Below are 22,072 nucleotides of genomic sequence, written 5' to 3'. Positions count from 1 at the left end.
CTAATGATAATACTTAAAGTATTTATTCTCGTACTGCTTTGTTTTATTCAATTTTGGTATGCCGTCCAATATTGATTTAACAATAAAAATAATGAGAATAGGCAACACTATTTGTTTGCTGAATTGAGTAAGTAGTGTCGCAAAATCAGCTCTTATTACATATACGGCTAAAGGAATGGTCACAATGTATATAGATAACCAAACCACATTCTTAAGTGCTTTGTTATATAAAAATTTCAAGAATAAAGCCAGTACGGCAAAGAAAACTACTACACCGATTACACCAAAGTTCATATACCCTTCACCCACCAGCGTGAATCCGTTACCGCCCCCACGCGCTATGAGGTCTGGATGAAATGTATTGTTGAACCAAGCGCCAGGAGAAAAGCCTGCAGAAAAAAGCACTTTAATATCCCAAATCAATGTCTCTCCCCAGAAATGACTCCAGACAACACCTTCGTTAGAGAGCAGGTTTGCCAAATTTCTGCCTGCCGCCATAAATTCACCACTTAAAATATCTGCAATGAAATCTCCACCATAAACTGTCATTTCAGATTGACCAAAGGCTCTGTTCTTCAAATCTCCTAAAATTGGTATTATTGAAATTATTATTATTCCTGAAGCAATCAATTTCTTTTTTGATATTCTATTCTTTAAAACATGATACATAAATATAGTAATGATCAGAAGCTTTAATATAAAGTCTCGTTCACCTAATACGAACAGCACTACTAAACCGTATAAAATAGCAATCAACAAAAATCCTTTAGGCACTCTACCTTTAATACCCAACTGGTTAGCCATGATTAATGCAAAAGATATTACTACAATTGGAAAAAATGATGCTAAAATCCCTAACGGAGAGTTATCCAAAGCGATTGCGTACTTTGACGTGAGACCGCTACTGTATACATATGCCACATACAAAGCAGTTATAGAAATTGACGTCCAAAATATTGGAGTGACTATCGGCATTAAGTTTTTTAATGAGGAGGTATTTATCTCGACCTTCTTTTTACTGGAAGTATTCATTACCACAATAAAAGTGGCGAGAGCAATCCATTGTATAAAAAGCACTTCTATATTCTTATCATATGTGTTAGGTAACTCTCCTAATGTCACGAGTAATGGATATGATATTGAATACAAGAAGAAAATCGGGGGAAACCAAGTCAATGGATGCATTAACTCAAATTTAGATATAATCCATGAGATGATTACAAGAGTTCCTAATGCAAGAATTCCACCCCATATTCCTTCACCCACTGTCATCAGTAAAATAGAGACAGCAAATAAGAACAACACTAATGAAATTTTTAAATATATAGTATTTTTATTATCATACTTCAACTAGTTTTCACTCCTTTAAACATATATTACCATATACATTTGAAGAAGAGGGTCCTTTTTTTAATTTATAATTCCGTATCCATCTTTAATCTCAGCTGCAACAATTTGAGCAGACCAGTTATACACCTCGCCGATCGTCATTGATTTATTAAACATTGAGTGATAGTAAAGTTTAGGAAAGTCTTCACGTTCATTAAATAGCATCTTTTGTTCTTGCGGTTTATGACCGTCAAAATCTTTCAAACGCATTGATTTAATAGGCGCTTCGATTTTACAAGCTACAATAAAATCAAGACTCTTCTTATCAACTCCAGCATAACTACTCACTTTATCCTCTTCCAGTTCAAAATAGCTTAATGAGCCATCGTATCTGCTTATTTTTTTGTTATGCAATCCACTGATTACCGTATCAAAAGTTTCGTTTGCTAAAGGCATCATTAATGGATAGCCATCTGTGATTTCAAAACTTTCTATCGCTTTCAGTTCAGCGCTATATGCACATGCGCCATCCATATTAAATGTGTGTGTAATTTTTAAATTAGCAATATTCGTATTACTGATTCTACAAACACATTTTTGAGTAACTCTTAGCTCAGAGAAAAAAATAGAGTGCGTGAATTCTGAAGATAAATAATCAATTTTACGGCCGTCCGAATAAATTTCTAATGGAGTATCGTAAAACACTGTACCTACACCACTATGTTCAGGGAGCCAATGCTCCTGTCCATTGTACTTAGCATTAAAAGCAAATTCTTTATTACTCCCATCAACTAACAGCCTTTTAGTTTCACTACTTCCGATTTCCATCACTCCGGACAAGGTGTTGTATGCATCTTCCGAAGGGTTAGTATACATCCATCCTCTCGCTGTTCCTACTCCAGTTGATGGTGCGTTGTTCGGGTCATCACCTTTAAACACCGCAGTCACTTTATGTTCTCTGTATGGTAAATTATCTGCAATCGTTTGAGTTACGTTGTATTTGGCGGAGGAACTGTATACACTAATCTTTTTGCTTGTCCCCGGATCGTCATTCAAAATGAATTCCCATATACCACCACGATTATCAATCATACTCATAAAGTTTATTTTCTCACCTGTCACATAACCTGTAAAGCCAGATGGAGAAGAAGTATCTTGCGTGTACCAGTTGTTTCCGTTCTTTGAAGAGCCATTCCAATTTCCTGTAATATCAGACTCTCCTGCATCAAATTCACTAACAATAAAGTCATAAAGATCCCCAACATATACTTTCGTCAACTTTCTAAAGTCATCGTTTAAATCTTCCGTAAATCGATATGTTGAATTTTTCATTCCGTTATCTAAAGATACTTCGAACATTGTGTTGTCAATCTTTTTTATAGAACCACGGTTAAATCCAATTCTATCTTTTACGATTTGAGTAAAGTCTGTTTGCTGGCTTATCAAATCTGCATGATTTAAGCGATGATTCAATAAATCATGTTCTCCTCTAGCTTGTACAACTTCGATATCACTTGTTCCGCTGTTAGCAACAAAATCATCCAGTTGTTTTTGCACATTTAAGTTTTGATTATTTACACGTTGCGCTTCTTTTAATACGTGTTCTGCTCTATCACTGAGTATAGATATTCGTATAACACCTTCGAAGAGGTATTCGAAGTTCGCATTTACACCTATTCTCTCCCGTCTATTCCATAGACCACCTATTATATGCCTTCTCAACCCCCCATCTCCTTTCTTATTTGTACAAATATTTAAAATCAAAACTGATTTGACTAAACGACCCACCAGATACTTCAAATTCATTATCTCCTGGCGCTAAACTGATGAACCTGCGGTTAGTATCTCTGAATATATTTGTAATACTTCCAAGACTGATTACCATCCCTTGTATTCTAAAGTGGCTGCCATTGCTTTCTCGTTTTAAGATGATTTCTTCTCCAGTCGTTATATTTCTAATTGTAAAATCACCGGAAGATTGCACATAACTAACAAAGATGTTTAACATCATACTCTCCGGCTCAACAGTGACGTTCCCTGCGTTGTATACCATGAACTCATTTTCAGTAAACCGGTATTGCTTTTTCTCATCATCAATATTATCGACTAGCCCATATTTTTCAGCTGTTGCTGAGTAACCTGTGTCGTGGAGTTCTAGGGTGGTGTAGATGGATCCAGCATATGGCAAATCTGTGGTTTCCAGCTCAACAGTAAAGTTAGCGTCTGTTAAATCCTCAGTCTCTATCACATTTACTTTTGTCACTTTGTACTGCCTGCCGTTCACGTAGTAAGACTCTCCTAAATCCAAATCACCGGTTTTCTCTCCCGGAGATTCATACTCAACGTCTACGCTCTTTATTCTTTTCTCTCGGACGTAATACTCTCCAGAAAATAAATTGTTCACAGCATCCCTTAAATGCGCTATATCATGAATGTCATAAGATACTGCGCGTACATTTAATGTTATTTTTCGATACTTATCCTCACTGCCAGCAAACAAACGACTCCGGCCGTCTATGCTGTCATTGAAGTGCTGCGATTGCCCAATTCCTCCAACCACAAAAGAGAGCACCTCTAAAGAGGAGCCCGTCAGCTGATTGTCTGACACTAAATAACTCGTGCCATCTTTAATTATTTCTGCATTTACATAATTCAATACAGCACCTCCTTAGAATGCCAATGAATCCTCTATGCCGTCCTCTGTTTGTATTGCAGAACGGATCATTTCAACATCACCTTCATTGCGTACAGTGACATTGACGATAGGACGTTGCGTTTCAATGCCCGAAGTAATATCTGCATCAACAGTATTGCGTATACGTCCATTAATCCCGTTGATGTCCTTGTCCATATCAGCATTGATCGCGTTAAATTCCGGCCTGTATGCATCCGTCATATCAGATGCTAGGCGCGTGATCTCATTGACTGCTCTGTCTGCGTCTTTATTGATACCGACAGCTAAGCCTTGTGAAGTGAACTGTCCGATATCGCGGAATACACGGGATGGAGAAGCGATACCTAGCCAACCTTTAACAGCATTTACGGCATCTTTCGCCACGCTGACCGCTGCATCCACTACGTCTTTCGCTTTTCCTGCGATACCTTCGATTAAACCTTGAATCAAGTCAGCGCCAGTAGATACCGTATCACTAACAAAGTCGCCGATACTGGAGACTATCTCACTCCCCATCGAAATCACTTCAGATACCGCATCGGCGCCACCTGAGACAATTTCTGAAACGAAATCCGCCATACCCGAAGCGATTTCAGAAACGAAACTACTTACAAATGAAATGGCTTCGCTGATTGCGCTTGAAGCAAAGGATACTATCTCACTCAATGCATTAGATGCACCACTTGCAATTTCAGATACGAACGATGACATACCTGAAACAATATTAGACACCAATTGAGAAACAAATGAGACGATCGCAGATATAGTATTCGATATCCATGTTGTAAAATTGGTATATGCTGTATTTAGACCAGATAGTATCGCAGAACCGAATTCCACTAGCGCTGAAACAATCGTTGTTACTAAATTGATTCCAAAAGTTATGATTCTCGCGATCACATTACTCGTCCAATTTATAAAAGCTGTCGTCGCCGTCACTAATCCAGACGCAATGTTCGAAGCGAATTGAGCTAGTGTCGAAATAATTGTTGACACCAAATTTACGCCGAAAGCTGTTATAGATGAAATAACATTTGCGATCCAAGAAACAAATGCAGTAAAGGCATTTGCTAATCCAGATGCGATATTAGCAGCGAATTGAGCTAGTGCGGAAACTGCGGTGCTAATCATATTTGAAGCCCATAGTCCAAATTGGACTGCAGCGTTTATTACCCAATTCACGATTGTGGCAAGCCCTTGTGCTAATCCACTGGCTAATGTCGCAGTGATAGCACTTAAAGCTGACATAAATATGTTTTGACCCTGATCTCTGAAATGATTGAACCATCCAATGATAGTTTGTACTTGTTGACCTATGAAACCAGTAATCCAATTCCACGCAGTATTTACAATATTCCTGAACCATTCGACATTCTGATAAAGCATAATGAATATTGAAGATAGTGCCGTGAGAACACTAATGACTACACCGACAGGACCAGAAAGCAATACCATAGCCCCTCTTAACACCGTCATGATTGCGCTGACTAATCGAGCGTTGGTAAGTAATCTGATGAACCAACTGATCAACGGACCGAGCACTGTGCTAATTGCAATAATCGCCGGCGCAAGCATCTGGAATACGCCAAAAAGTGTCGTAATGACACCAATAATCATGCCGACGATCGGACTTGTTTTCATCAATTGAGACAACCATTCAAAGAATGAATTAGCTAAATTAAGCACTTGTGATGCTAACGGCGCAATTGCAATCGCAAAATTTACGATTGTGCTTATAATATTTCCGATTAAACTGACGACTGTTGGACCATTATCTTGGATGTATTGGATGAATTTCTGGAAGCCATCTGATTCCTTAATCGTGGATGACCATTCTCTGAAACGTTCCATCATATCTGCTAATCCTTGTAGCACAGTTTGACTGTTTTCACCAAAGGAAGCGAACAAATTAATTACACCAAGGAAAAAATCCCCGAAAATCTGCCCGATCAATGGCATGGTTTCTTTTACGTAATTAATAAAGTCATGAAATCCATTTGTTTCAGCCATGCGGCTTGCCCAGTTAGAAAATTGAGTGCCAAGATTATTAAAACCTTGTGCTACCCATTCAATAAGGGGCATGGCGGCATTCATTGTGTCAATGATACCTTGTCCAAATCGACCAATACCGCGCACCATATTGTCGAAAACTTCAGAGCCTTTACTATTCATATTGTCGAAAAAACGGAGCATTGTTGGGGATTCCTGGACGAATGTCTGTAATTCGCCCGTCATTCGTCCCATTGCCGAAACGACTCCATCGATAAATGGTGTCATCTGCTCCAATGCGAAGTTTGCCGTATTAACGCCTGTTGCCATTTGCGTAAATATAGCATCCATATGGGAGTCAACAATGCCATTCCACGTAGATTTTATAGCATCTAGGGCTTGCGTAAATCGGTTAGACGCTTCTGTGGCTTGAAAAGCTTCGTCGTTGTATCGTGCCAATACAGACGCAACCAAACCACCGTAAGCGGCAGCGCCAGCACCAGCGATACCTAAAGCGCCGACAAACGCACCAATAGTGCCGACCATCACACCGATGGAATTGCCGAGCGCCATAATTGCAGCTGTCACACTGGCGATAATCGGCACTAGTGCACTAAAGGCGCTGACCAATGCCCCTCTAATCATGTTCCCGGAGATTACACCGAACGTGCGGATGTTGTCCGCCAGTTCTCCCATACGCCGGTTAAATGGCTCTGTGAAATTTGCTGTGAAAGCGTGGTACATATTGCGGAATGTACCAGGTTTAATAACAATCCGCTTAACTATTTCCGATGCCGAAAAACGTTGAGCGAGCGCCTGTGCTCTCAGTAATCCGCGTCTGAACTTAGAAATATCCGCATCAACATTAACATCGATTTCATCCGGCAAAGCCGTTGCTTGTGCCTGCGCTCTCTTCACATTACGTTCGAAATTTCTTATATTCGCTTGAATTTCCGCAACAAAACGACTCACTTCATCCAACTGCATCCCCCCCTTTTTTCTTATTTATCTATTTAACTGACTGTTCTCGTTTCTTATCGAGCCACTTCTGCATGGCTCTGCGTTTCACCGCCTGTACACGCTTATTAAAATCTCTGGACTTCTCTTGCTCGTAGTCCTTACTGGATTCTGTTTCATTAATCATCTTGCGTTCTTTCTTAAGCGTGTCGTCGATTTTCTTGATCTTCCCGGCAGATTTTTTGCCATTACTCATATGCGCCGACATCACTGCCTGTAATCGCATATCTTCCAGTTTATCGAGCCTGCGATGCCGTGCACCCTTTATCATTTGCTCCCATTCATGAGGGGTCATAAGTTCTAATTGATCAACGGGGATATATCCAATCAGTTGCACCGTTTTTTCAATGACATAATCAATATCTACGCCTTGTTTTCGAACGGCTTCTTGCCCGTGATTGCCTCGTACATTTCCGTGAACATCTCTATCTGGTCTTTGGTTTCTTCCTTGTCCTCGCCCTTCGCTTTCTGCGCTGAACGCTTCATCATGAACCAAAGTGTTTGTAACTTCCCCTTGTAGTAGCCACCTTCATTAAGTAAGGTAAGCGCGCCCACAAAGTACGGATTCAAGTCCTCTTTATCCGCGATGTCCTCGATCGCCTGTGCAATGTCGTCAAAGGATGGTGCATCTTTTAGATAGTGTGCCGTTCCGCAGTGCCAAAACTTAACAAGTGCGTCCGGGTCTTGTTGCATGAGTCCTATGAATATTGTGGTCACACCGTCACCTTGACGTTCCTTGCCTTTATCGTCCACTTCATTCTCTGCGTATTGTTTTGCCGTTTGACCAAATTTAAATGTGCCTTTCGCTCTGTAAATGTGGTCATTAATCGTCAGTTCTTTAATTGCTTTAGTCATGTGAATAACTCCTTTTAAATAGTTAAATAAAAAAGGGAGCGCTATGCTCCCGGTCTGTTATACGTTTTGTGTGTCTGCGTCTTCCATATTGCCAGTAGCTGCGCCGAGTTCCTCGTACACAACCTTCTCAGCAAGTGACGGGTCAAGAATAACGTCCGGTAGCTTCGGCTCTTCACCCTCTGCAGAGTTCAGTTTTACTTTGAATGCGCCCTCAATCGTCTGTGATTCATCGTCTACAGAGAGGGAGCGGGATTCCGCCATTACATAAGCGAATGTAGAATTGTGTCCTTCTCCAGTGCCTTCGGAAAGTGTAATGATCTCGTTATTAATAATCCAGAAGCGCATTTGCTTACCGTTCTTAATGGATTCAAGCAACGCACTATCCCCTTTAGCATCTTTGTTATACGGGAATGTGACGTTGATCGTTTCTTCTGTCACGCCTTGGTCCCAGTCTTTCTTCTTACCGACAATACGCTCCATCAGTTCGGATTCCATCTCATGTGAGAACTCGGTCATTCCGGAAAATACATATTCCTCAGCAGTCGCTTCTTCCGTAGGCGTATCTGCCGGAATCCCAACGAGTGTCCATCTTTCTGCTGACATTCAATCATCTCCTTAATATCTTGTTTTATGCTTCACGGTGTATCTCAGCCGCAATATGCCATGAATTGTTTCCAGATCCACATCTGGGATTGTCTGTTTTGTATCTTGTCGAATACGCTTAATTTCGTAATATGCCATCGGTACTGAAGACTCTGCATAATACTTCAAGTCATCTAATAAGCCCCTGGTCTCGTCAACTACCGACAAACTATCGGAACGATGATACAGATGATAAGTGACTGCGACTGTTTCCTCATGGGAAGCACTGGAATACGCTTCTGTAATGTTCGTTTCGCCTACGATAAGATAACTGAACGGTCTGATTTTGTTCATGTTCTCGTCATAACCGATGCCGTCCTGCTGCCTGTCGTGTATCTGTCCGTTTAACTGCTGCATCAGTGGTGTTAATCTGAGATTTGTGTTAATTGCTTTCAATAGCGCCTGTTCACATGATCTATATCGTGCCTGCTGCACCCGTATCACCCCCTAAAGTAGTTTTTAAAGTATTGCTCCACAATGTCCATTGACGGGAACCAGAATGGCTGAGCAACCATTCCATAAGTCGTGTAGAATTGACCGTCCTTGAAATACGTCCATGGAATCTTTTCGGCACGGCTACCACCTGGGCCGGTGGCATAAATTCCCGTGCCGAACTCCAGATAAATTCCAATCGGGGAATCTACCACAACCCTGCCGTTATATCCTTTGTACGTCTTGTCAATAGCATCTCGGGTATCGCCGGTATCCACCGCAATCCGTCGTCTCGGCTCGTTATACGCAACGTCCGCAGTGGTTTCGATGCCGCGTTCCGCCCACTCTTTAACATCATCAGACCAACGCTCTAAATCAACCACAATTTTATTTACCGCCACATCATCACGCCCTTTCCACAGGTGCGCTCAATACTTCACCCTGGCCGCCCTGATCCAGAAGGTCACCCGTAAACTTGTATTTAACACCCTTGTGTTCGAACGTCTCAGTATGCTTAATATCAGCCCCAAATGGCACATAAAGTACACGTGACAGGCTCACTTCCATATTGTGATACTTCACTTGTTCTGATGTGTTCGGTGTATCCAAGAAGCCGTCCTGTGTGTGCTCTGTAGTTGTTGTCGTTTCCTTTGGCGGATATACCGTGTTATCTATTACCGTTTCTGTGCGCTTCACTGTGAGTTCGTGGGGAAACTCGTCAACCATCATACTAATCACCCCCACCTTAATTTTCGGTAAGGTCTGAGATTTTCTTTTATCTTCTTATCAGTTTCATTATCGAAAGAATAATTGACACTCCCCATTGCCCGGGAACTGATTCCCATCACGACATGAAAATCACGTTGAATAGACTTGGCTATAAACTGTTTCACTCCATAAGGAAAAGGATTACTGAATGATTGGTTACACCATTCTTCAGCAATCCCTTTATAGTGTGGAATCAATTCATTTATATCTTCGTCATGCTTGGTTTCATCCTGTTTCCAATGGTTGATGCGTTTCACTTCTGATTCATCCATTTAATGCACCCCCTAATTTTGAAGTGCTTCAATCAGTTCAGCCTTCTTCATCTCCGAATAGCCTTCAATTTCCTGTTCTTTAGCAAGGTCTTTCAACTCTGCCACGGTCATGTCATCGTAGTCTGGTTTCTGTTCTTTTTTAGGAGAAAGGTCAGCCGCTTTCGTCTGACCCGTCTTCCTGTGCCTTCTTAACATCATTCAGACCATCTCCTTATGCGCCTGTGTCAGCAGCTGCGATTTTGACCACACCGCTGTCATCAAAAAGATTCACAGTGTAGAAGTCATTACCAGCGAGTACGATGGAACGTGCAAGGATATCTTCATCTGCTTTAATTTCAGGATGTTTTTTCCACACAATCTCAACAGCATCCTGTTTTTGAAGATAGCTTGTACCTTCAGCCGCTCGACGCGTTTTAACGATATCATCTACTCCGACAACTTCAGCCACTTGCGCTTTTGCAATCGCTCTTTCTTGCGTATCGCCGCCAACGTTGAACAGCGATTTTACAAGTTTTGTGTAATCTTTGTTATTGATGAACAGTACATACCCTTCATCATCTTCATCATTGAATGCGTCGATGGCATCAAGAATCGCTTCAGGGGATGTCGCAGTACCATTAAAGCTAAGGGATGCAGTATCAAGTGCTGCAACGTAATCAATCTCAATCTTGTCCGAAATAGCTTTAGTAATTTGAGATTCAGCTTCTCCAAGTGTGCCGCTAACGTTTGTCAGGATTGCAGTTTCAGTAATTTCCACCGCTTTACCGGCTTCCTTTACAGTCACTTTGGAAGTAGTCATGTTCATTTTCGTCGGGTCCATCGGTACGCCTTCTTCAAGGTCTTCCGCCGGTCCAATGTAACCGTATTTCGGCCTTGTAATCGTATCGCCCGCCTGTCCGACGAGTGTGTCATCCGTCCTTGCATAAGGTGCGAATCGGATAGCATTTGGCAATGCAGCAGACACTGCGTCCGCCATCACTTCCGGGTTTACTAGATCAATCGCTTTTGTTTCTGGCATATTAAATCATCTCCATTTTATTTAGTGTATTGGTCGTACAACTCTTTGTGATTATTGTATACGTCAAGCCTTTGCTCATAGTTCATTTTGTCAAATTGTTCTTTGGTTACGCTTGGCGCTGGTTCACCGTCACCCGGCGTTCTACCCGTCTTTCCTTTTGGCTGCTCGAATAGATATGGCTTAGACTCACGCAACGCAGAAACCTTTTCATCCAAACCTTTGACGGAATCACCATCAAGCTCTAGGCCGTCTTTATCAAGCAACGCTAATACGTCATTTGCATCGTTTGCATCTTTGGCAACGGCTAGCTTGATTGCATTATTTAACTGACTTTCTTTGTGACGTTCAGACCAATCAGCATTTTCTTGTTGCAGGTTATCAATTTGTTTCTGAAGTTCACTATCATCTTCAGTAGATTCTTTCAGATCTGTAATCTGGTCATCACGTTGTGCAATCTCATCTTGCAGATCCTTGATCTCATCATTTTTATCGTTCAGGCGCTTTCTAGGCACCATACCGCTTTTAGAATCATCAGCCTGATCTGCAATATGTTCATCAATGCTTTGTGCTGCCTCGTCAATGCTCAATTCTTCCGCTGCGACTTTTTGCAATAGTTCTTTAATATTCATTGTTTTTGTCTCCTTATTTCGTTTTTAACGCGCAACGCCGCGATAAGTTATTGACTGCCTTTTAACGTGTGAAAGCCGATTGCACGAAAAAAGAACAGTTTTACGACATATTCAGGTCGTATATCATACATATTATTTATCTGTATGCGATTGTCTTTAAGGTCTGATTCGCATGAGTAAGACCGGTTAATGTATAACCATCAAGATACCCAAACTTGCTTATTCATTTGGACCACCTCCGACTAGATTTTCATTCTTGGTTTAATAGGGTATCACCACCTTTTTTAATTGTGATAAACTCTATAAATTGGGAGGTATTAACATTGTCAAAAAAATCTCTGATTCTTTTATCGATAGCTTGGTTTTTTATATTTTTAAATGCCGCGTCAGCAATATCATTTTTTAATAACCAACAATACATACTCGGTATTGCAACAGTATTATTTTCACTTTTAGGAATATACTATGTCCTCACTTTTTATTACGGAAACTTAATTGAACTTAGTAGTGCAGCATTATTAATATCGCTAACCTCTATTGTTACTTTAGCTTATGCATTTTATCCTGATTTTCTGATTGCTGTAGCTTCTATAGTTGGAATAGCATCGTTCCTCTATCTAATAATTGAAAAAGTAGTTGAATCGTAATCAGAATGCTGCTTCTAAAGAGTTAATTTTAGGGTGCTCAATACCCCCAACTTCCATCCTTTTTCTTATGAAACCCACGTTTAAGCATCTGCTGGAACTTCTTTGCATCGCCGAATAGATCATTATCTAATACTTTGAATAGATCGTAATCTTGCGCAGCCTGTACGGAATCCCATGCCATGCCTTTAGATAACTGTTTATAGTAAGCGGGGGATATATTCTCCTGATGTTCCTTTAACCATTCCTGGTATTTATCGAATGATGTCTTTTCATATATTTCACGTTGTTCCGGCGACATGTTGTCCGTCTCCATGTAATCCAACTCAATGCCGTTCACTCGATAACCGACTGAGCATCGGCATCCCATATTTTCCTGCAGCATTCCGATGCCTTTCATCTTCCGGGGCGCCGGTCCTCTGGTCTTTGTCGGCTTTGAGTAGAACAACCCTTTGCTGTCTGCTTTTTGACTGTCCAGGACCACATGCGTACTTCTCACACGTTCGTCACGCTGAGATATCCATATGCGCTCTAATTTAGAGCCCTTATCTTCAAAGCGATCTGCTATATCCACACCTGCAGTTGATTCCGCCCTGCCAATCTCGTATGAACTGAGTCGCTGCACATTGTATGTGTATTTGTCGCGGATACGCTTCAACTTCCTTTTTGTGTCCGTTGGATTCACTTCATCATTCGTACTGCTTCTTAACGCAATTTTTATCTCTCTCAACATATCGCTTCTATGGCGCCCCAGAACGCTTGTAAGCTCATTCTCTTCAATCTCTTGTGATAGGTCGATTCGCAGCTTACTGAGCAATGGGAAGGAGATAACAGGCAATACACCGACTAATGCAGACAATAAAAAAGCACTACCCACGGTTGTATGGATAAATGCCATCATCTGAGCATATTGAGTGAGCTTGGCAATCGCTGAATAGTCTTGTGTGAGGTCCTGTTCAAGCTGCTTAATCATCTTGTTTAATCGATTATACTTATTCAGATTCTCCAGTTCGCCATCTTGTGCATAGTCACTGACAAGCGAGTCATACATCGAGATGATTTCATTTATTCGATATTGGAAAGTGTTATAAATCTCATGCTCGACCATGCCGATCAGCATATCTATCTGTCTTGAAATGTCACTGAAGTTCATCGTCCTCCACTCCTTTAATCGGGAGATCCGTATTCAGCCTTTCATCTTGCTCTTTTATGCGTTCCTTTTCTTTCTCCAGATCGTCTACCCACGGATGGTTCGCAATCACTGTTTCATCACTTATAATACTGGAAGACATACTCGCTATGTTTGCCTGTTCAAGCTCGTTAACCATACGGTTGTAATTAAATGTAACGTCCACTTCATTGGCAATACTGCCATCCATGTTCTCAAACTCGAATATAAACCACAGCAGCTGCTTAATCGCCGGAATGGTCTTTCTGGCGAGTTGCTTTGTTTTCAAATCTAAACCAGTATACAGAAAGCGCAATGCTATCCCGGATGGACTATTGCCAAGTTCATTGCGATTGAAGTCAACGCCTCTGCCGTAGTCATAGATGTATTTCCTTAACTGTTCCAGCCACTCATTGGACGATGTGACCGGCACTTCAACACGAATTGTCTCAACGCCGCCCTCACTGTCCACATTGATCGCTTTGTAGTATTTGAGGTTTTGCATGAACTCCGACAAGTCCGTGCCCTCATAGCCCTTGAGAATGTATATCAATTCAGTCGATTCATCAAACATATTTTGTGTGTCGGATGAACGCCGGTTCATGGCATCAATGAACAATTTGTAGCGCCATATATCACTTGCTGACTGGCTGTTATTTTTAAACGGTATAAATGGTACTTTTCCCCAACTTTCGCCTGTCAAGTGCGTTGTCGGGTTGCTCTCGTTCATACCGTGATACCATGAAAGCTCCAAACCGCTGTGCGTCTTGATGTAGTACGTCACATCATCTGCCGTCCAGTATTCGACGCGCTGCTCATCACCGACAGTGTAGTGTCTAATAATTGCTTGTAATATGCGCTGCTTCCTGTCTTTCCATATCGGGATGATCTGCTCGGCTGGGATTTCGAGGACCTTGAACAAGCCTTCTTCGTCCACATATGGATGCACCCATTCGACGCCCTTATTGGATGCAGCAGTCAGTATGTCATTTAAATCATCGTCAAAGTCGTAATCTAAATACTCCTCTATGACTGATATAACTGCATCGTCTTCGTGCTGATAATTCGGTGACTCCCCGACGATATAGCCGACTTTCTGGTCCACTAAATTCGCATGCGGGTTGTGATTAAATCGCCAGTCGGGTTTACTGTAATCAATATTGCCCTCGTGGTCTGTCGGCTTTCGCTCGTCCTTGAGGTCCGGATGATTGTCATAGTACCGCTGTCCTGTCTTGTATATTTCTATATTCGGCGCATTTTCTTTAATGAGCCGCATGAGCATTTCTGTTTGTGATTCATCTTTAGGCTTGGCAAAATCGGTTAACTGCTCGCCATGCGGTTTTGTAAATGGATCCATTGAGTGCCCTCCTTTATTTGAGAATTGAGATTGAGCGCTGTTTCATATCTTCGCTCAAGGCATATCTGGTGGCATCAATCGTGTGATTGTCCACATCTGCCAGTCGCGGCTTCACATCGCCATTCATATCGGTTGCGTAATCAATATTTTCAAACTCTCTGGCAATATTCGGTGTGCGCTTCGGGTCAATGATAATGGCATCCAAGTCATCGAGCCAACGTTCACCATACTCCACGCTGTCCGGACCTTTCTTAGCACCTTTGACGCGTTTGATGTCATGTTCTCTCTTGAGTTCGTCAATACTTTTTGGTTCTGCACTATCAACAAGAATACGCTCATTCTGATAACCTTTGGCAATGATTCCTTTCGCAATTTCCCGGTTACTCATTTTCACCTTATATATTTCGTCTATTGCATAAATGACCTGTTTCTTCTTGTCGTAATGCCAGACGACAAAAGCGTTTGGGTCGGTGGCATAACCAAAGTCATTGCCGTACCTGTAATTATCGAATGTTTTGATTTCATCATCTGTTATCTCTCTGAATTCCAGGTTATCGAATGGTACGACACCCGAACCGATGGCTTCACCTAAATATTCATGTCGATATCTCCGCTCGTTCCGTACCTCAGTCGCTTCAGCTTCTTCGATAAATTGCTCACTGATGAAAGGGTTATCCAAATATGTCGAGTGATGCACGAATGTATTATCTGCAATAAATGCCGATTCATACTTTTTATTCACCCAGCTCATTTTCCTTTTTGGCGGGTTGTACGAATAAAAAAACTTATAAAAAAGACCATCGGCAAGCTCGCCTCTCAAAAGTGAGTTTGTGATGGTCGTGACTTCGTCTTCTGTTTTGAACTCGGCCAATTCTTCCACCCACATTATACTGAATGGAAACTCCGCTGATTTGAGAGACTTTATCCGTTCCGGCTCCATCGCGCCGCGGAACACCATGTAATTGCCTCTCGGTACATATGTGATGCGCATGGGCGACTTATTGACTTTGAACAAGTGTGATACTTGCTGTTCACTGATTGCCCACTTGATCTGTTCGAAGATGGACAACTCTATCGTATTATCTGTTTTACGAATGCCAACCGCATTCATCGGATAGCGCATCAGCATCTGTACAATGATGTGCGCGATGTCTGAGGACTTACCGGAACCACGCCCACCTTTACATACAACGTTGAGTATATTCGGGTTGAGCGATGCCTTCCAGACTGGATGAAAGGCTTTTGGTATTAGCTCTGATATTTTAATAACTGCACTATTCGATGTCGTCATAGAAAGACACCTCGCCTTTGTGTTCAACCTCTTGCTCAGTCTTATCGCGCCATGTATCTGACTTCCTGTTTTTTAACCAGAATATTTGCGCTGTGGTGTTCGGTTTAGAGTATCGTTTAACCGTCACTACCTCCCCAATATTGGTAATCGCTTCTTCAGAGTATTGGAATCCTAACGCACTTTTAAGCAACGCATTTTCAACTTGTATATCAATTACTTCTTTGCCCCTTTTTAAGGCCTCCGAAATCTCCGAGTTCTCTTTCTTCCACTTATAAAAAGTTGATGAGCTACACCCGATATTGTGCATTATTTGCTCATCGGTCAACCCGTCTCTTGCCCAACCTTCTAAAAGGGTCACCCCCTCCTCGGTCAACCAGTTTTTCACGCTCACTCTCGCCATGTAACTCACCTACTTTCTATGTTTTATGTATTATTCACTCAAAACCGGCGCTGATTGCCACCAGGATTCTCTATGTGGATCAGACACCAGTTTTGAGCAAACAAAAAAGCCGCTCAATGAGCAGCTCTGAATCTAACGTGTTTTTCTTTAATTGAGAATGTATGTTCTTTGTTCTGAAATGTCACTTCTGCATCCCCGTCTTCAGTAAGGTTCAATTCAGTGACATAAAATTCCCCTAAGCATGCTTGTTCTGCATTTTCATTGATAAGGTGTCTATTATCTGTATATGTGATTTCATCTAAATAAACACCTTCAATTCTTACCGCTTTTTTATCAGCTATGATATCACTAATATTCATTTCATCGCCTCTTAATCATTGTAGCAAAAAGCCGCCCGGTATGGACGACTTTCTGACTTAGGAGGTTATTATCAATGAGAAATCGTTGTAACCAGGATGAGCTTGCCACTCCGTCCTGCCTCCCAGTTTACAATGTTCTTTATAAGAACGCCTAATAATTCCAACATTTCCAGTTTATCCAGTTTTTCTAGTCCTGCAGTAATTTACATATTTCATACATAATTTGATGTATTCGGGAAGATGATATATCCAGTTCGCAGGCAATATTTTGATATGTCATACCGTTCAGTCTGAGATTAAATACTAAAGCCATACGCTCATCTGTGATTCGATCCCATCTATTTTGGATATATCTCGCTTTACTTTCTAAACGAGAGATCTCTTTATTCATTTTCTTTCTTCTTAAGGTATCGTTTTCAACAGGACTACTGTTACTACCTTGCGCTTTGGGCATTACAGATTCAATTCCATATTGCGCTGTCATACCACTTCCTATTTCCGATTCATATTGTGCATTTAATTCTTTCAATCTCGAGATGTAATACGGATAATTATTAATCAAATCCATAATTTTTTCTGTTGTGTAAGTTTCAGTCGCATAATTCATAATTCAGCTACACCTCGTTATTGATTTGATTTATACGGATTAAGACATGGTCAGTGTCACCGTATTCTTTCCTGACATTCAGCTCTACAATTTGAGAATCGTCTTTATACACCGTATTGTTCAGAGCATCTAAAACACCTTTTGATAGATTATCCAAATCGGGCTTTTTCTGGTGCATCAATAAGCCTTCCTGTATAGCCTTCAGTTTCTTTTTGGGGTAACTCTTGGGCGGCTTATAAATAAACGTCAGGTGGACAGCTATGGGCTCCTCAGTGATGTTTAATCTATTGCGGTTCATGTGACTCTTTGCAGTCAGCTTTACCCGCCTTTTATACGTTACGCTCTTTGATGAGTTCACTGCTCTGGATTTACCTGTTGCTGTTTGATAAACACGGGGCCGGGGTTGCGGTACCGCTCTACCTTCAACTTTAAATTCGATCAATTGACCCCCTCCTTGTCATTAAGTTTGTAAAATTTTCGTTATTTATTTACTTGTCCTCCTTTAATCACCACTCGAAATCTTTGGCATTTATATCGGTCAGCTCTAACTTGCTAAAATCCGGATCTGTCATATAAATTTTTGATAAATCACTACTCCCGAACCCTTTATCACCACGTTCACTTACTGTATCGAATTCCGTCACCGTCTCAACTTCCGGTGTCACTACCGGAGATATAACGAGTTGTGCAATTTTGTCGCCTTTACCAATAACATGTAAGGACTCTCTACAATCCACTATAATCCCCACATCTCCGTCGTATCCGCTATCTATGGTGCCAAGTTGCACCCGCATAGGTGTTTTGAGCGTCATTCCAGAACGGGGTCTAACTTGCGCTTCGTATCCCTCTGGTATATCTATCGCAATTCCTGTTTTAACTAATTTAGTTTCATTTTCAAACTCGATGTCTTCTAATGCATATAAATCAAGACCTGCGTCATGTGGGTGACTGCGAGTGGGTACAACCGCCTTCGGATGCAGTTTCTTAATTTTGATGGTATTCATTTTCGATGCCTCCATATATTTTTAATTTCGTCCATGCAAAGCAATATGACGAGTATTGATGCCGCAATTACCAGTGAGACAGCAATATAGATGAGTATAACTAATCCAGTCATTCGCTTACCTCCGCTCTAAATCCGCCATCCCAGTTCTGATCCGCCCGTAAATTATATGCCTGACTCACTTTATTCAGCGCCTGCGTCAGGTCTGCTTTTTCAGCTTCGAGTTGTTCGATTTGCTCGCTCGCCTGAACCAGAGATTGCGTCTTTTTTAAATTCTCATCTCTGAGTTTGCGGATCGTTTCTGCCTGCCGGTCGATACGCTCAACGCAATTGCCATTACATCGAGTTTTATAGGTCATGAAATCTCCCCTTTTTTGAAATAGCCGCTCTCTATCAGCTGAAAGAAGTAATCCTCATTAATCGAATCGTTCATTGTTTTACCGTTTGTATGTTGAAATACAATATGATTGTCGACAATGGCGGTCACTTTAATCGTGCCTGTTTCACCGTTTGGGAAAATGAAATTAAATGAATCACCGTTTTTAATTTCCAATGTTGTCTACCTCCTGCTCTGTTTTAAGATTGAATTGCTTTAGGTACTCGGGCAGCGCATCAATACTTAGCATGATATTCGCCTGATATGTCTTGTCGTTAAAGCGCAGGCTGTACATATTCTTATTTTTCATGAAATGGTAAGTACCGATCTGGTCGCCGGTGACATCGTAAATCTGCTTCATGCTTGCCACTTCCTAAACATCGACATATAGAGCATTTCTGTGTACTTTGATGGCTGCCACACTACCTTGCGTGCTGGTTTGTAAATAAGCTTTTCCTGTTCCGTCTTTGGTTCGATGTTCACTGGCACCGGCGCAAATCTGTTATGCGCGCGTTTCTGTATCATGTTCCATCCTCCAATTAGTATATTTTATGCAAATTCTTTAAGGTCGCTAACGTCTACTTCAACGGGTTTAACATCAGAATATGAGACCCCCATCTGTTTCAAGCGTTTTTCCATTGGCTTTGTCAGCGTTGGCGGATAAATCATATCCGATTGCTGCATGTACTTGATACGTCCAACAACTTCTAATAATGACTCATCATCCATGTCATCATCGGTGCTGCTGTGCTTCACTCTGACCGGTTGATTAATTGCTTCTTCGACACTGTAGTTGCTGTATAAACGATGTTTTAATGTGTTCCGGTTAATGCCGTTTCCTTCAGCAATTTCTATCTGTGCCTTAGTGATTTTCTTACCGTTCACTACGCTGCTGTATCTGCCGATAGGTGGATAGCTAGTTGCTTTTTCAATGCTTTCGCCTTTAACTTTCACTCGGTAAGCCACCGTTTGGTGGTCCAAACCATTTTCGTTTGCTATTTGCTTTTGTGCCTTGGTCATCCTTAATACTTCTGTCACTTCAATCTCTCCTATTCTTTTATGTTGTTGTCATGCCATCTCTCATCAATGCTTCAACCACTTTGTATCTCGCTGTCATTTGCCCCGCTGCCAGTAACCGGTCAATATAGTCATCGTTAAACACTTGTAGTTGCTGTATGTCCGTTTTAGTGAGCGTGTCCTTCTCCATCAGCTTATCGACTAGAGACTTTTCTTTAGTAATGTTTTCTGTTGATTCAACCACTAGCATTTATATCAATCCTTTCTCTCGGTAATCATCGCCGTTTAATACAATGACGGCCGTATTGCTCATCATTCGGGAGAACACCCGGTGTAACTCCCTGGAGCTTATGAAGTCATTACTGTCATAGTTAGTTGTGTACACTGTGCACTTTCCAGTCCGTGCTTCCACCAAGCGGAATAATTCAGAGACTTCAAAATCCGTCATCCGGTTTGCACCCACATCATCAAGCACTAGTAAATCAGCATCTTGAGCCATTTTATAAATTGGGTGTCTCTGATTTGTTTCTTTAAACTCTTGCTTTACTCGATCAATATAATCCGGCAGTGACATAAACAATGCTTTATAATTCTTTTTGGACAACTCATTACGGATAGCCGCTGCCAAGTGCGTCTTACCGGTGCCAAACATCCCTTGAAAAATAATGTTCCGGCGGTTTTTCATCTGTTCATCAAATGTATCGATGTACTTCCGTGCACTTCTCAAAGCGACAGACTGCTCTTTTGTTTCCGCTTGATAATCATCCAGCGTCTTTTCTCTGTAATCCCCATGCATGATAGAGCCTTTATCAAATGTGCGGGCGTTTATTTCTTTTTGTTTTTCATTCGCCCTGCGAGTTGCCTCACAGACACAACCGGCTCGTTTCTCTTCCTGAGTCCCATCAGTGTATGTGATGGTGACGATCTTTAATTCATGATTGCATTCTTCACATTTTATATTCAGGTGCTCTACGCTGGTATGTTTTATACCGTATCCCTGCATCATTTCATTGATCGTATCCATGCCAACCTCCTAGAATGGTAATCTGTCAATTTGCGCCTGCTGATCAGGTGTTAACTGATAGTTACTTGTCTTTTTTAAATTGGATACTTTCCGCTTATTCTCTTCAGCTTCTATAGCTGCCACTGTTTTAGTATTTGATTTTCGCCAATTGTTTAAAATACCTCTGATATATTTCATTGTGCGGTTATTAGAATCAGCGCCTATTTTAAAAGCTAAAATAATGGCATCTTTTTCAAACCCTTCAGAGTACCAACCATCAATTTCTTCACTCGACGACTGACTGATTGTTCCATAGCCGTTGTTCTCATAAAATGAAATAATCTCTCTCATGTCGTCGGTCTTATTGTCGTTGTTGTCATTATTTCTCATTATTAATTCATTATTGTCATTATTGTTTGTGTCTTTTTGATGTTTAGTTGATGTCTTTCTGATGTCTTTTTGATGTTCGTTTGATGTCTGATTGATGTCTTTTTGGGTGTTTTTTCTTCCTTCTTCACTTTGGTAAAAGTCATAGTTGGCAATGGTTACAAGGGTGTATTTTGTTGTCGTTTTGATGTCTATCATTTCATCGTCCTTTAACATTTCCAAGTACGCTTTAACCTTCGTTCTTGACCACCTCCAATTTTCTGACAATTGTTTAATGGACGTTATTCGCTGTCCTCTTTTAACTTCTATTAATTGGTTTCCGATGGTCGTTTTACCGTCTTTATGATTCACCATAAGAAGCAAAGCCACCCATGCTTCAAACTTAGAAAAAGTGCGTTTCTCCTTGAACATCCAATGGTCTTCTACGCTTCTATGCAAACTAATCCAGCCAGTCATAACAATCACCTCCTGTTACTGACTAGAATCATTTAGAAAGGAAGTTCATCATCCTGTACATCCGCCGGCCCATCTTCTTTAAATGGATTGTCTTCATATGCCGGTTTTTGCTGTTGCGGTTGTGCCTGCCCGTTCGTTTGGCCCCCAAAAGCTTGCGTGTATGAGTCGTTTTTTGGCTGTTGGTCTGTTTGCCCTTGCGAATTATTTTGGCTCTGTGCGCCTTGATTTGATCCTTTAGAATCAAGAAACTCTATACGGTTGGCATTAACTTTAGTGATCTCCCTATTATTGCCCTCTTTGTCCTGAAATTTATCGACTTTGAGAGAACCGGTGACACCAATTTTTGAGCCCTTGGAACAGTACTGATTTAGAAGTTCTG

Annotated in this window: 31 protein-coding genes; 1 reads left to right on the top strand and 30 read right to left on the bottom strand. The window is 41.2% G+C overall.

Annotation, left to right across the window (positions count from 1 at the left end; translation table 11 throughout):
* From G343_RS0100780 to G343_RS0100715, 14 genes are all read right to left on the bottom strand, one after another.
* The gene (locus G343_RS0100780; RefSeq protein ID WP_020006222.1) at positions 1-1,350 is read right to left on the bottom strand and encodes an O-antigen polymerase; all 1,350 of its coding nucleotides are present in this window, start codon (positions 1,348-1,350) and stop codon (positions 1-3) included.
* Positions 1,351-1,410: 60 nt separating this feature from the next.
* On the bottom strand, positions 1,411-3,129 hold the full coding sequence (locus tag G343_RS0100775) for a hypothetical protein (protein WP_020006221.1): 1,719 nt from the start codon (positions 3,127-3,129) through the stop codon (positions 1,411-1,413).
* The gene (locus tag G343_RS14910; protein WP_020006220.1) at positions 3,068-3,985 is read right to left on the bottom strand and encodes a phage tail family protein; all 918 of its coding nucleotides are present in this window, start codon (positions 3,983-3,985) and stop codon (positions 3,068-3,070) included. The genes G343_RS0100775 and G343_RS14910 overlap by 62 nt, the downstream gene beginning before the upstream one ends.
* Positions 3,986-3,997: 12 nt before the next feature.
* Positions 3,998-6,973 carry a phage tail protein gene (locus tag G343_RS0100765; RefSeq protein ID WP_020006219.1) on the bottom strand — a complete coding sequence of 992 codons (2,976 nt, stop codon included), beginning with the start codon at positions 6,971-6,973 and terminating at the stop codon, positions 3,998-4,000.
* Positions 6,974-7,001: 28 nt separating this feature from the next.
* Positions 7,002-7,280: a hypothetical protein gene (locus tag G343_RS0100760; RefSeq protein ID WP_156823545.1), complete on the bottom strand. Its 279-nt coding sequence runs from the start codon at positions 7,278-7,280 to the stop codon at positions 7,002-7,004.
* Between the two features lie 92 nt (positions 7,281-7,372).
* A complete protein-coding gene (locus G343_RS0100755) occupies positions 7,373-7,864 on the bottom strand; it encodes a tail assembly chaperone (RefSeq protein ID WP_020006217.1) in 492 nt (163 codons plus the stop codon).
* Between the two features lie 57 nt (positions 7,865-7,921).
* Positions 7,922-8,467, bottom strand: a complete 546-nt coding sequence (locus G343_RS0100750; RefSeq protein WP_020006216.1) for a hypothetical protein — start codon at positions 8,465-8,467, stop codon at positions 7,922-7,924.
* 12 nt (positions 8,468-8,479) lie between these two features.
* Positions 8,480-8,941, bottom strand: a complete 462-nt coding sequence (locus tag G343_RS0100745; protein ID WP_020006215.1) for a hypothetical protein — start codon at positions 8,939-8,941, stop codon at positions 8,480-8,482.
* Between the two features lie 5 nt (positions 8,942-8,946).
* A complete protein-coding gene (locus tag G343_RS0100740) occupies positions 8,947-9,339 on the bottom strand; it encodes an HK97 gp10 family phage protein (protein ID WP_020006214.1) in 393 nt (130 codons plus the stop codon).
* 4 nt (positions 9,340-9,343) lie between these two features.
* Positions 9,344-9,667: a hypothetical protein gene (locus G343_RS14905; protein WP_020006213.1), complete on the bottom strand. Its 324-nt coding sequence runs from the start codon at positions 9,665-9,667 to the stop codon at positions 9,344-9,346.
* A 5-nt stretch (positions 9,668-9,672) separates the two neighbouring features.
* On the bottom strand, positions 9,673-9,978 hold the full coding sequence (locus tag G343_RS0100730) for a head-tail connector protein (protein WP_020006212.1): 306 nt from the start codon (positions 9,976-9,978) through the stop codon (positions 9,673-9,675).
* A gap of 12 nt (positions 9,979-9,990) precedes the next feature.
* Positions 9,991-10,176, bottom strand: coding sequence for a Rho termination factor N-terminal domain-containing protein (locus G343_RS15605; protein WP_020006211.1), 186 nt, complete (start codon positions 10,174-10,176; stop codon positions 9,991-9,993).
* Positions 10,177-10,189: 13 nt separating this feature from the next.
* Positions 10,190-10,996 carry a N4-gp56 family major capsid protein gene (locus G343_RS0100720; protein WP_020006210.1) on the bottom strand — a complete coding sequence of 269 codons (807 nt, stop codon included), beginning with the start codon at positions 10,994-10,996 and terminating at the stop codon, positions 10,190-10,192.
* Between the two features lie 17 nt (positions 10,997-11,013).
* Positions 11,014-11,625, bottom strand: a complete 612-nt coding sequence (locus G343_RS0100715) for a phage scaffolding protein (protein ID WP_020006209.1) — start codon at positions 11,623-11,625, stop codon at positions 11,014-11,016.
* A gap of 323 nt (positions 11,626-11,948) precedes the next feature.
* On the opposite strand from G343_RS0100715, the gene G343_RS0100710 reads away from it, so the two are divergent.
* Complete coding sequence (locus tag G343_RS0100710; RefSeq protein WP_020006208.1) at positions 11,949-12,272, top strand: hypothetical protein; 324 nt, start codon at positions 11,949-11,951, stop codon at positions 12,270-12,272.
* 37 nt (positions 12,273-12,309) lie between these two features.
* Here G343_RS0100710 and G343_RS0100705 read toward each other — a convergent pair whose 3' ends face one another.
* The 16 genes from G343_RS0100705 to ssb all read right to left on the bottom strand — a co-directional run.
* Entirely contained in the window at positions 12,310-13,422 is a 1,113-nt protein-coding gene (locus G343_RS0100705; protein WP_020006207.1) for a hypothetical protein, read from the bottom strand.
* Positions 13,409-14,794: a phage portal protein gene (locus G343_RS0100700; RefSeq protein ID WP_020006206.1), complete on the bottom strand. Its 1,386-nt coding sequence runs from the start codon at positions 14,792-14,794 to the stop codon at positions 13,409-13,411. The genes G343_RS0100705 and G343_RS0100700 overlap by 14 nt, the downstream gene beginning before the upstream one ends.
* Positions 14,795-14,807: 13 nt before the next feature.
* Positions 14,808-16,085, bottom strand: coding sequence for a PBSX family phage terminase large subunit (locus G343_RS0100695; protein ID WP_020006205.1), 1,278 nt, complete (start codon positions 16,083-16,085; stop codon positions 14,808-14,810).
* Positions 16,069-16,470 carry a helix-turn-helix domain-containing protein gene (locus G343_RS0100690; protein ID WP_245541919.1) on the bottom strand — a complete coding sequence of 134 codons (402 nt, stop codon included), beginning with the start codon at positions 16,468-16,470 and terminating at the stop codon, positions 16,069-16,071. The genes G343_RS0100695 and G343_RS0100690 overlap by 17 nt, the downstream gene beginning before the upstream one ends.
* A 128-nt stretch (positions 16,471-16,598) precedes the next feature.
* Positions 16,599-16,844, bottom strand: coding sequence for a hypothetical protein (locus tag G343_RS0100685; protein ID WP_020006203.1), 246 nt, complete (start codon positions 16,842-16,844; stop codon positions 16,599-16,601).
* A gap of 187 nt (positions 16,845-17,031) precedes the next feature.
* Positions 17,032-17,451: an RNA polymerase sigma factor sigma-70 region 4 domain-containing protein gene (locus tag G343_RS0100680; RefSeq protein WP_020006202.1), complete on the bottom strand. Its 420-nt coding sequence runs from the start codon at positions 17,449-17,451 to the stop codon at positions 17,032-17,034.
* A gap of 7 nt (positions 17,452-17,458) precedes the next feature.
* Positions 17,459-17,893 (bottom strand): RusA family crossover junction endodeoxyribonuclease, encoded by a 435-nt coding sequence (locus tag G343_RS0100675; protein WP_020006201.1) that lies wholly within the window; start codon positions 17,891-17,893, stop codon positions 17,459-17,461.
* Between the two features lie 64 nt (positions 17,894-17,957).
* Positions 17,958-18,455: a dUTP diphosphatase gene (gene dut / locus G343_RS14080; RefSeq protein ID WP_020006200.1), complete on the bottom strand. Its 498-nt coding sequence runs from the start codon at positions 18,453-18,455 to the stop codon at positions 17,958-17,960.
* A gap of 109 nt (positions 18,456-18,564) precedes the next feature.
* Positions 18,565-18,813 carry a hypothetical protein gene (locus G343_RS0100660; RefSeq protein WP_020006198.1) on the bottom strand — a complete coding sequence of 83 codons (249 nt, stop codon included), beginning with the start codon at positions 18,811-18,813 and terminating at the stop codon, positions 18,565-18,567.
* Positions 18,810-19,007 (bottom strand): hypothetical protein, encoded by a 198-nt coding sequence (locus G343_RS0100655; RefSeq protein WP_020006197.1) that lies wholly within the window; start codon positions 19,005-19,007, stop codon positions 18,810-18,812. The genes G343_RS0100660 and G343_RS0100655 overlap by 4 nt, the downstream gene beginning before the upstream one ends.
* The gene (locus G343_RS0100650; RefSeq protein WP_020006196.1) at positions 18,997-19,191 is read right to left on the bottom strand and encodes a hypothetical protein; all 195 of its coding nucleotides are present in this window, start codon (positions 19,189-19,191) and stop codon (positions 18,997-18,999) included. Before G343_RS0100650 ends, G343_RS0100655 begins: the two co-directional genes overlap by 11 nt.
* A gap of 188 nt (positions 19,192-19,379) precedes the next feature.
* Positions 19,380-19,850 (bottom strand): hypothetical protein, encoded by a 471-nt coding sequence (locus G343_RS0100640; RefSeq protein WP_156823544.1) that lies wholly within the window; start codon positions 19,848-19,850, stop codon positions 19,380-19,382.
* A 37-nt stretch (positions 19,851-19,887) separates the two neighbouring features.
* On the bottom strand, positions 19,888-20,097 hold the full coding sequence (locus G343_RS0100635) for a hypothetical protein (protein WP_020006193.1): 210 nt from the start codon (positions 20,095-20,097) through the stop codon (positions 19,888-19,890).
* Positions 20,098-20,871 carry an ATP-binding protein gene (locus tag G343_RS0100630; RefSeq protein ID WP_020006192.1) on the bottom strand — a complete coding sequence of 258 codons (774 nt, stop codon included), beginning with the start codon at positions 20,869-20,871 and terminating at the stop codon, positions 20,098-20,100. It lies immediately after the preceding gene.
* A 9-nt stretch (positions 20,872-20,880) separates the two neighbouring features.
* Positions 20,881-21,693, bottom strand: coding sequence for a DnaD domain-containing protein (locus G343_RS14075; RefSeq protein ID WP_020006191.1), 813 nt, complete (start codon positions 21,691-21,693; stop codon positions 20,881-20,883).
* Between the two features lie 32 nt (positions 21,694-21,725).
* On the bottom strand, positions 21,726-22,072 hold a 347-nt coding region (ssb, locus tag G343_RS15075), incomplete at its 5' end, for a single-stranded DNA-binding protein (RefSeq protein ID WP_020006190.1).

Source organism: Salinicoccus albus DSM 19776 (assembly GCF_000385175.1).
GTDB classification, from domain to species: Bacteria; Bacillota; Bacilli; order Staphylococcales; family Salinicoccaceae; genus Salinicoccus; species Salinicoccus albus.
This window is presented reverse-complemented; position numbering and strand designations above follow the sequence as displayed.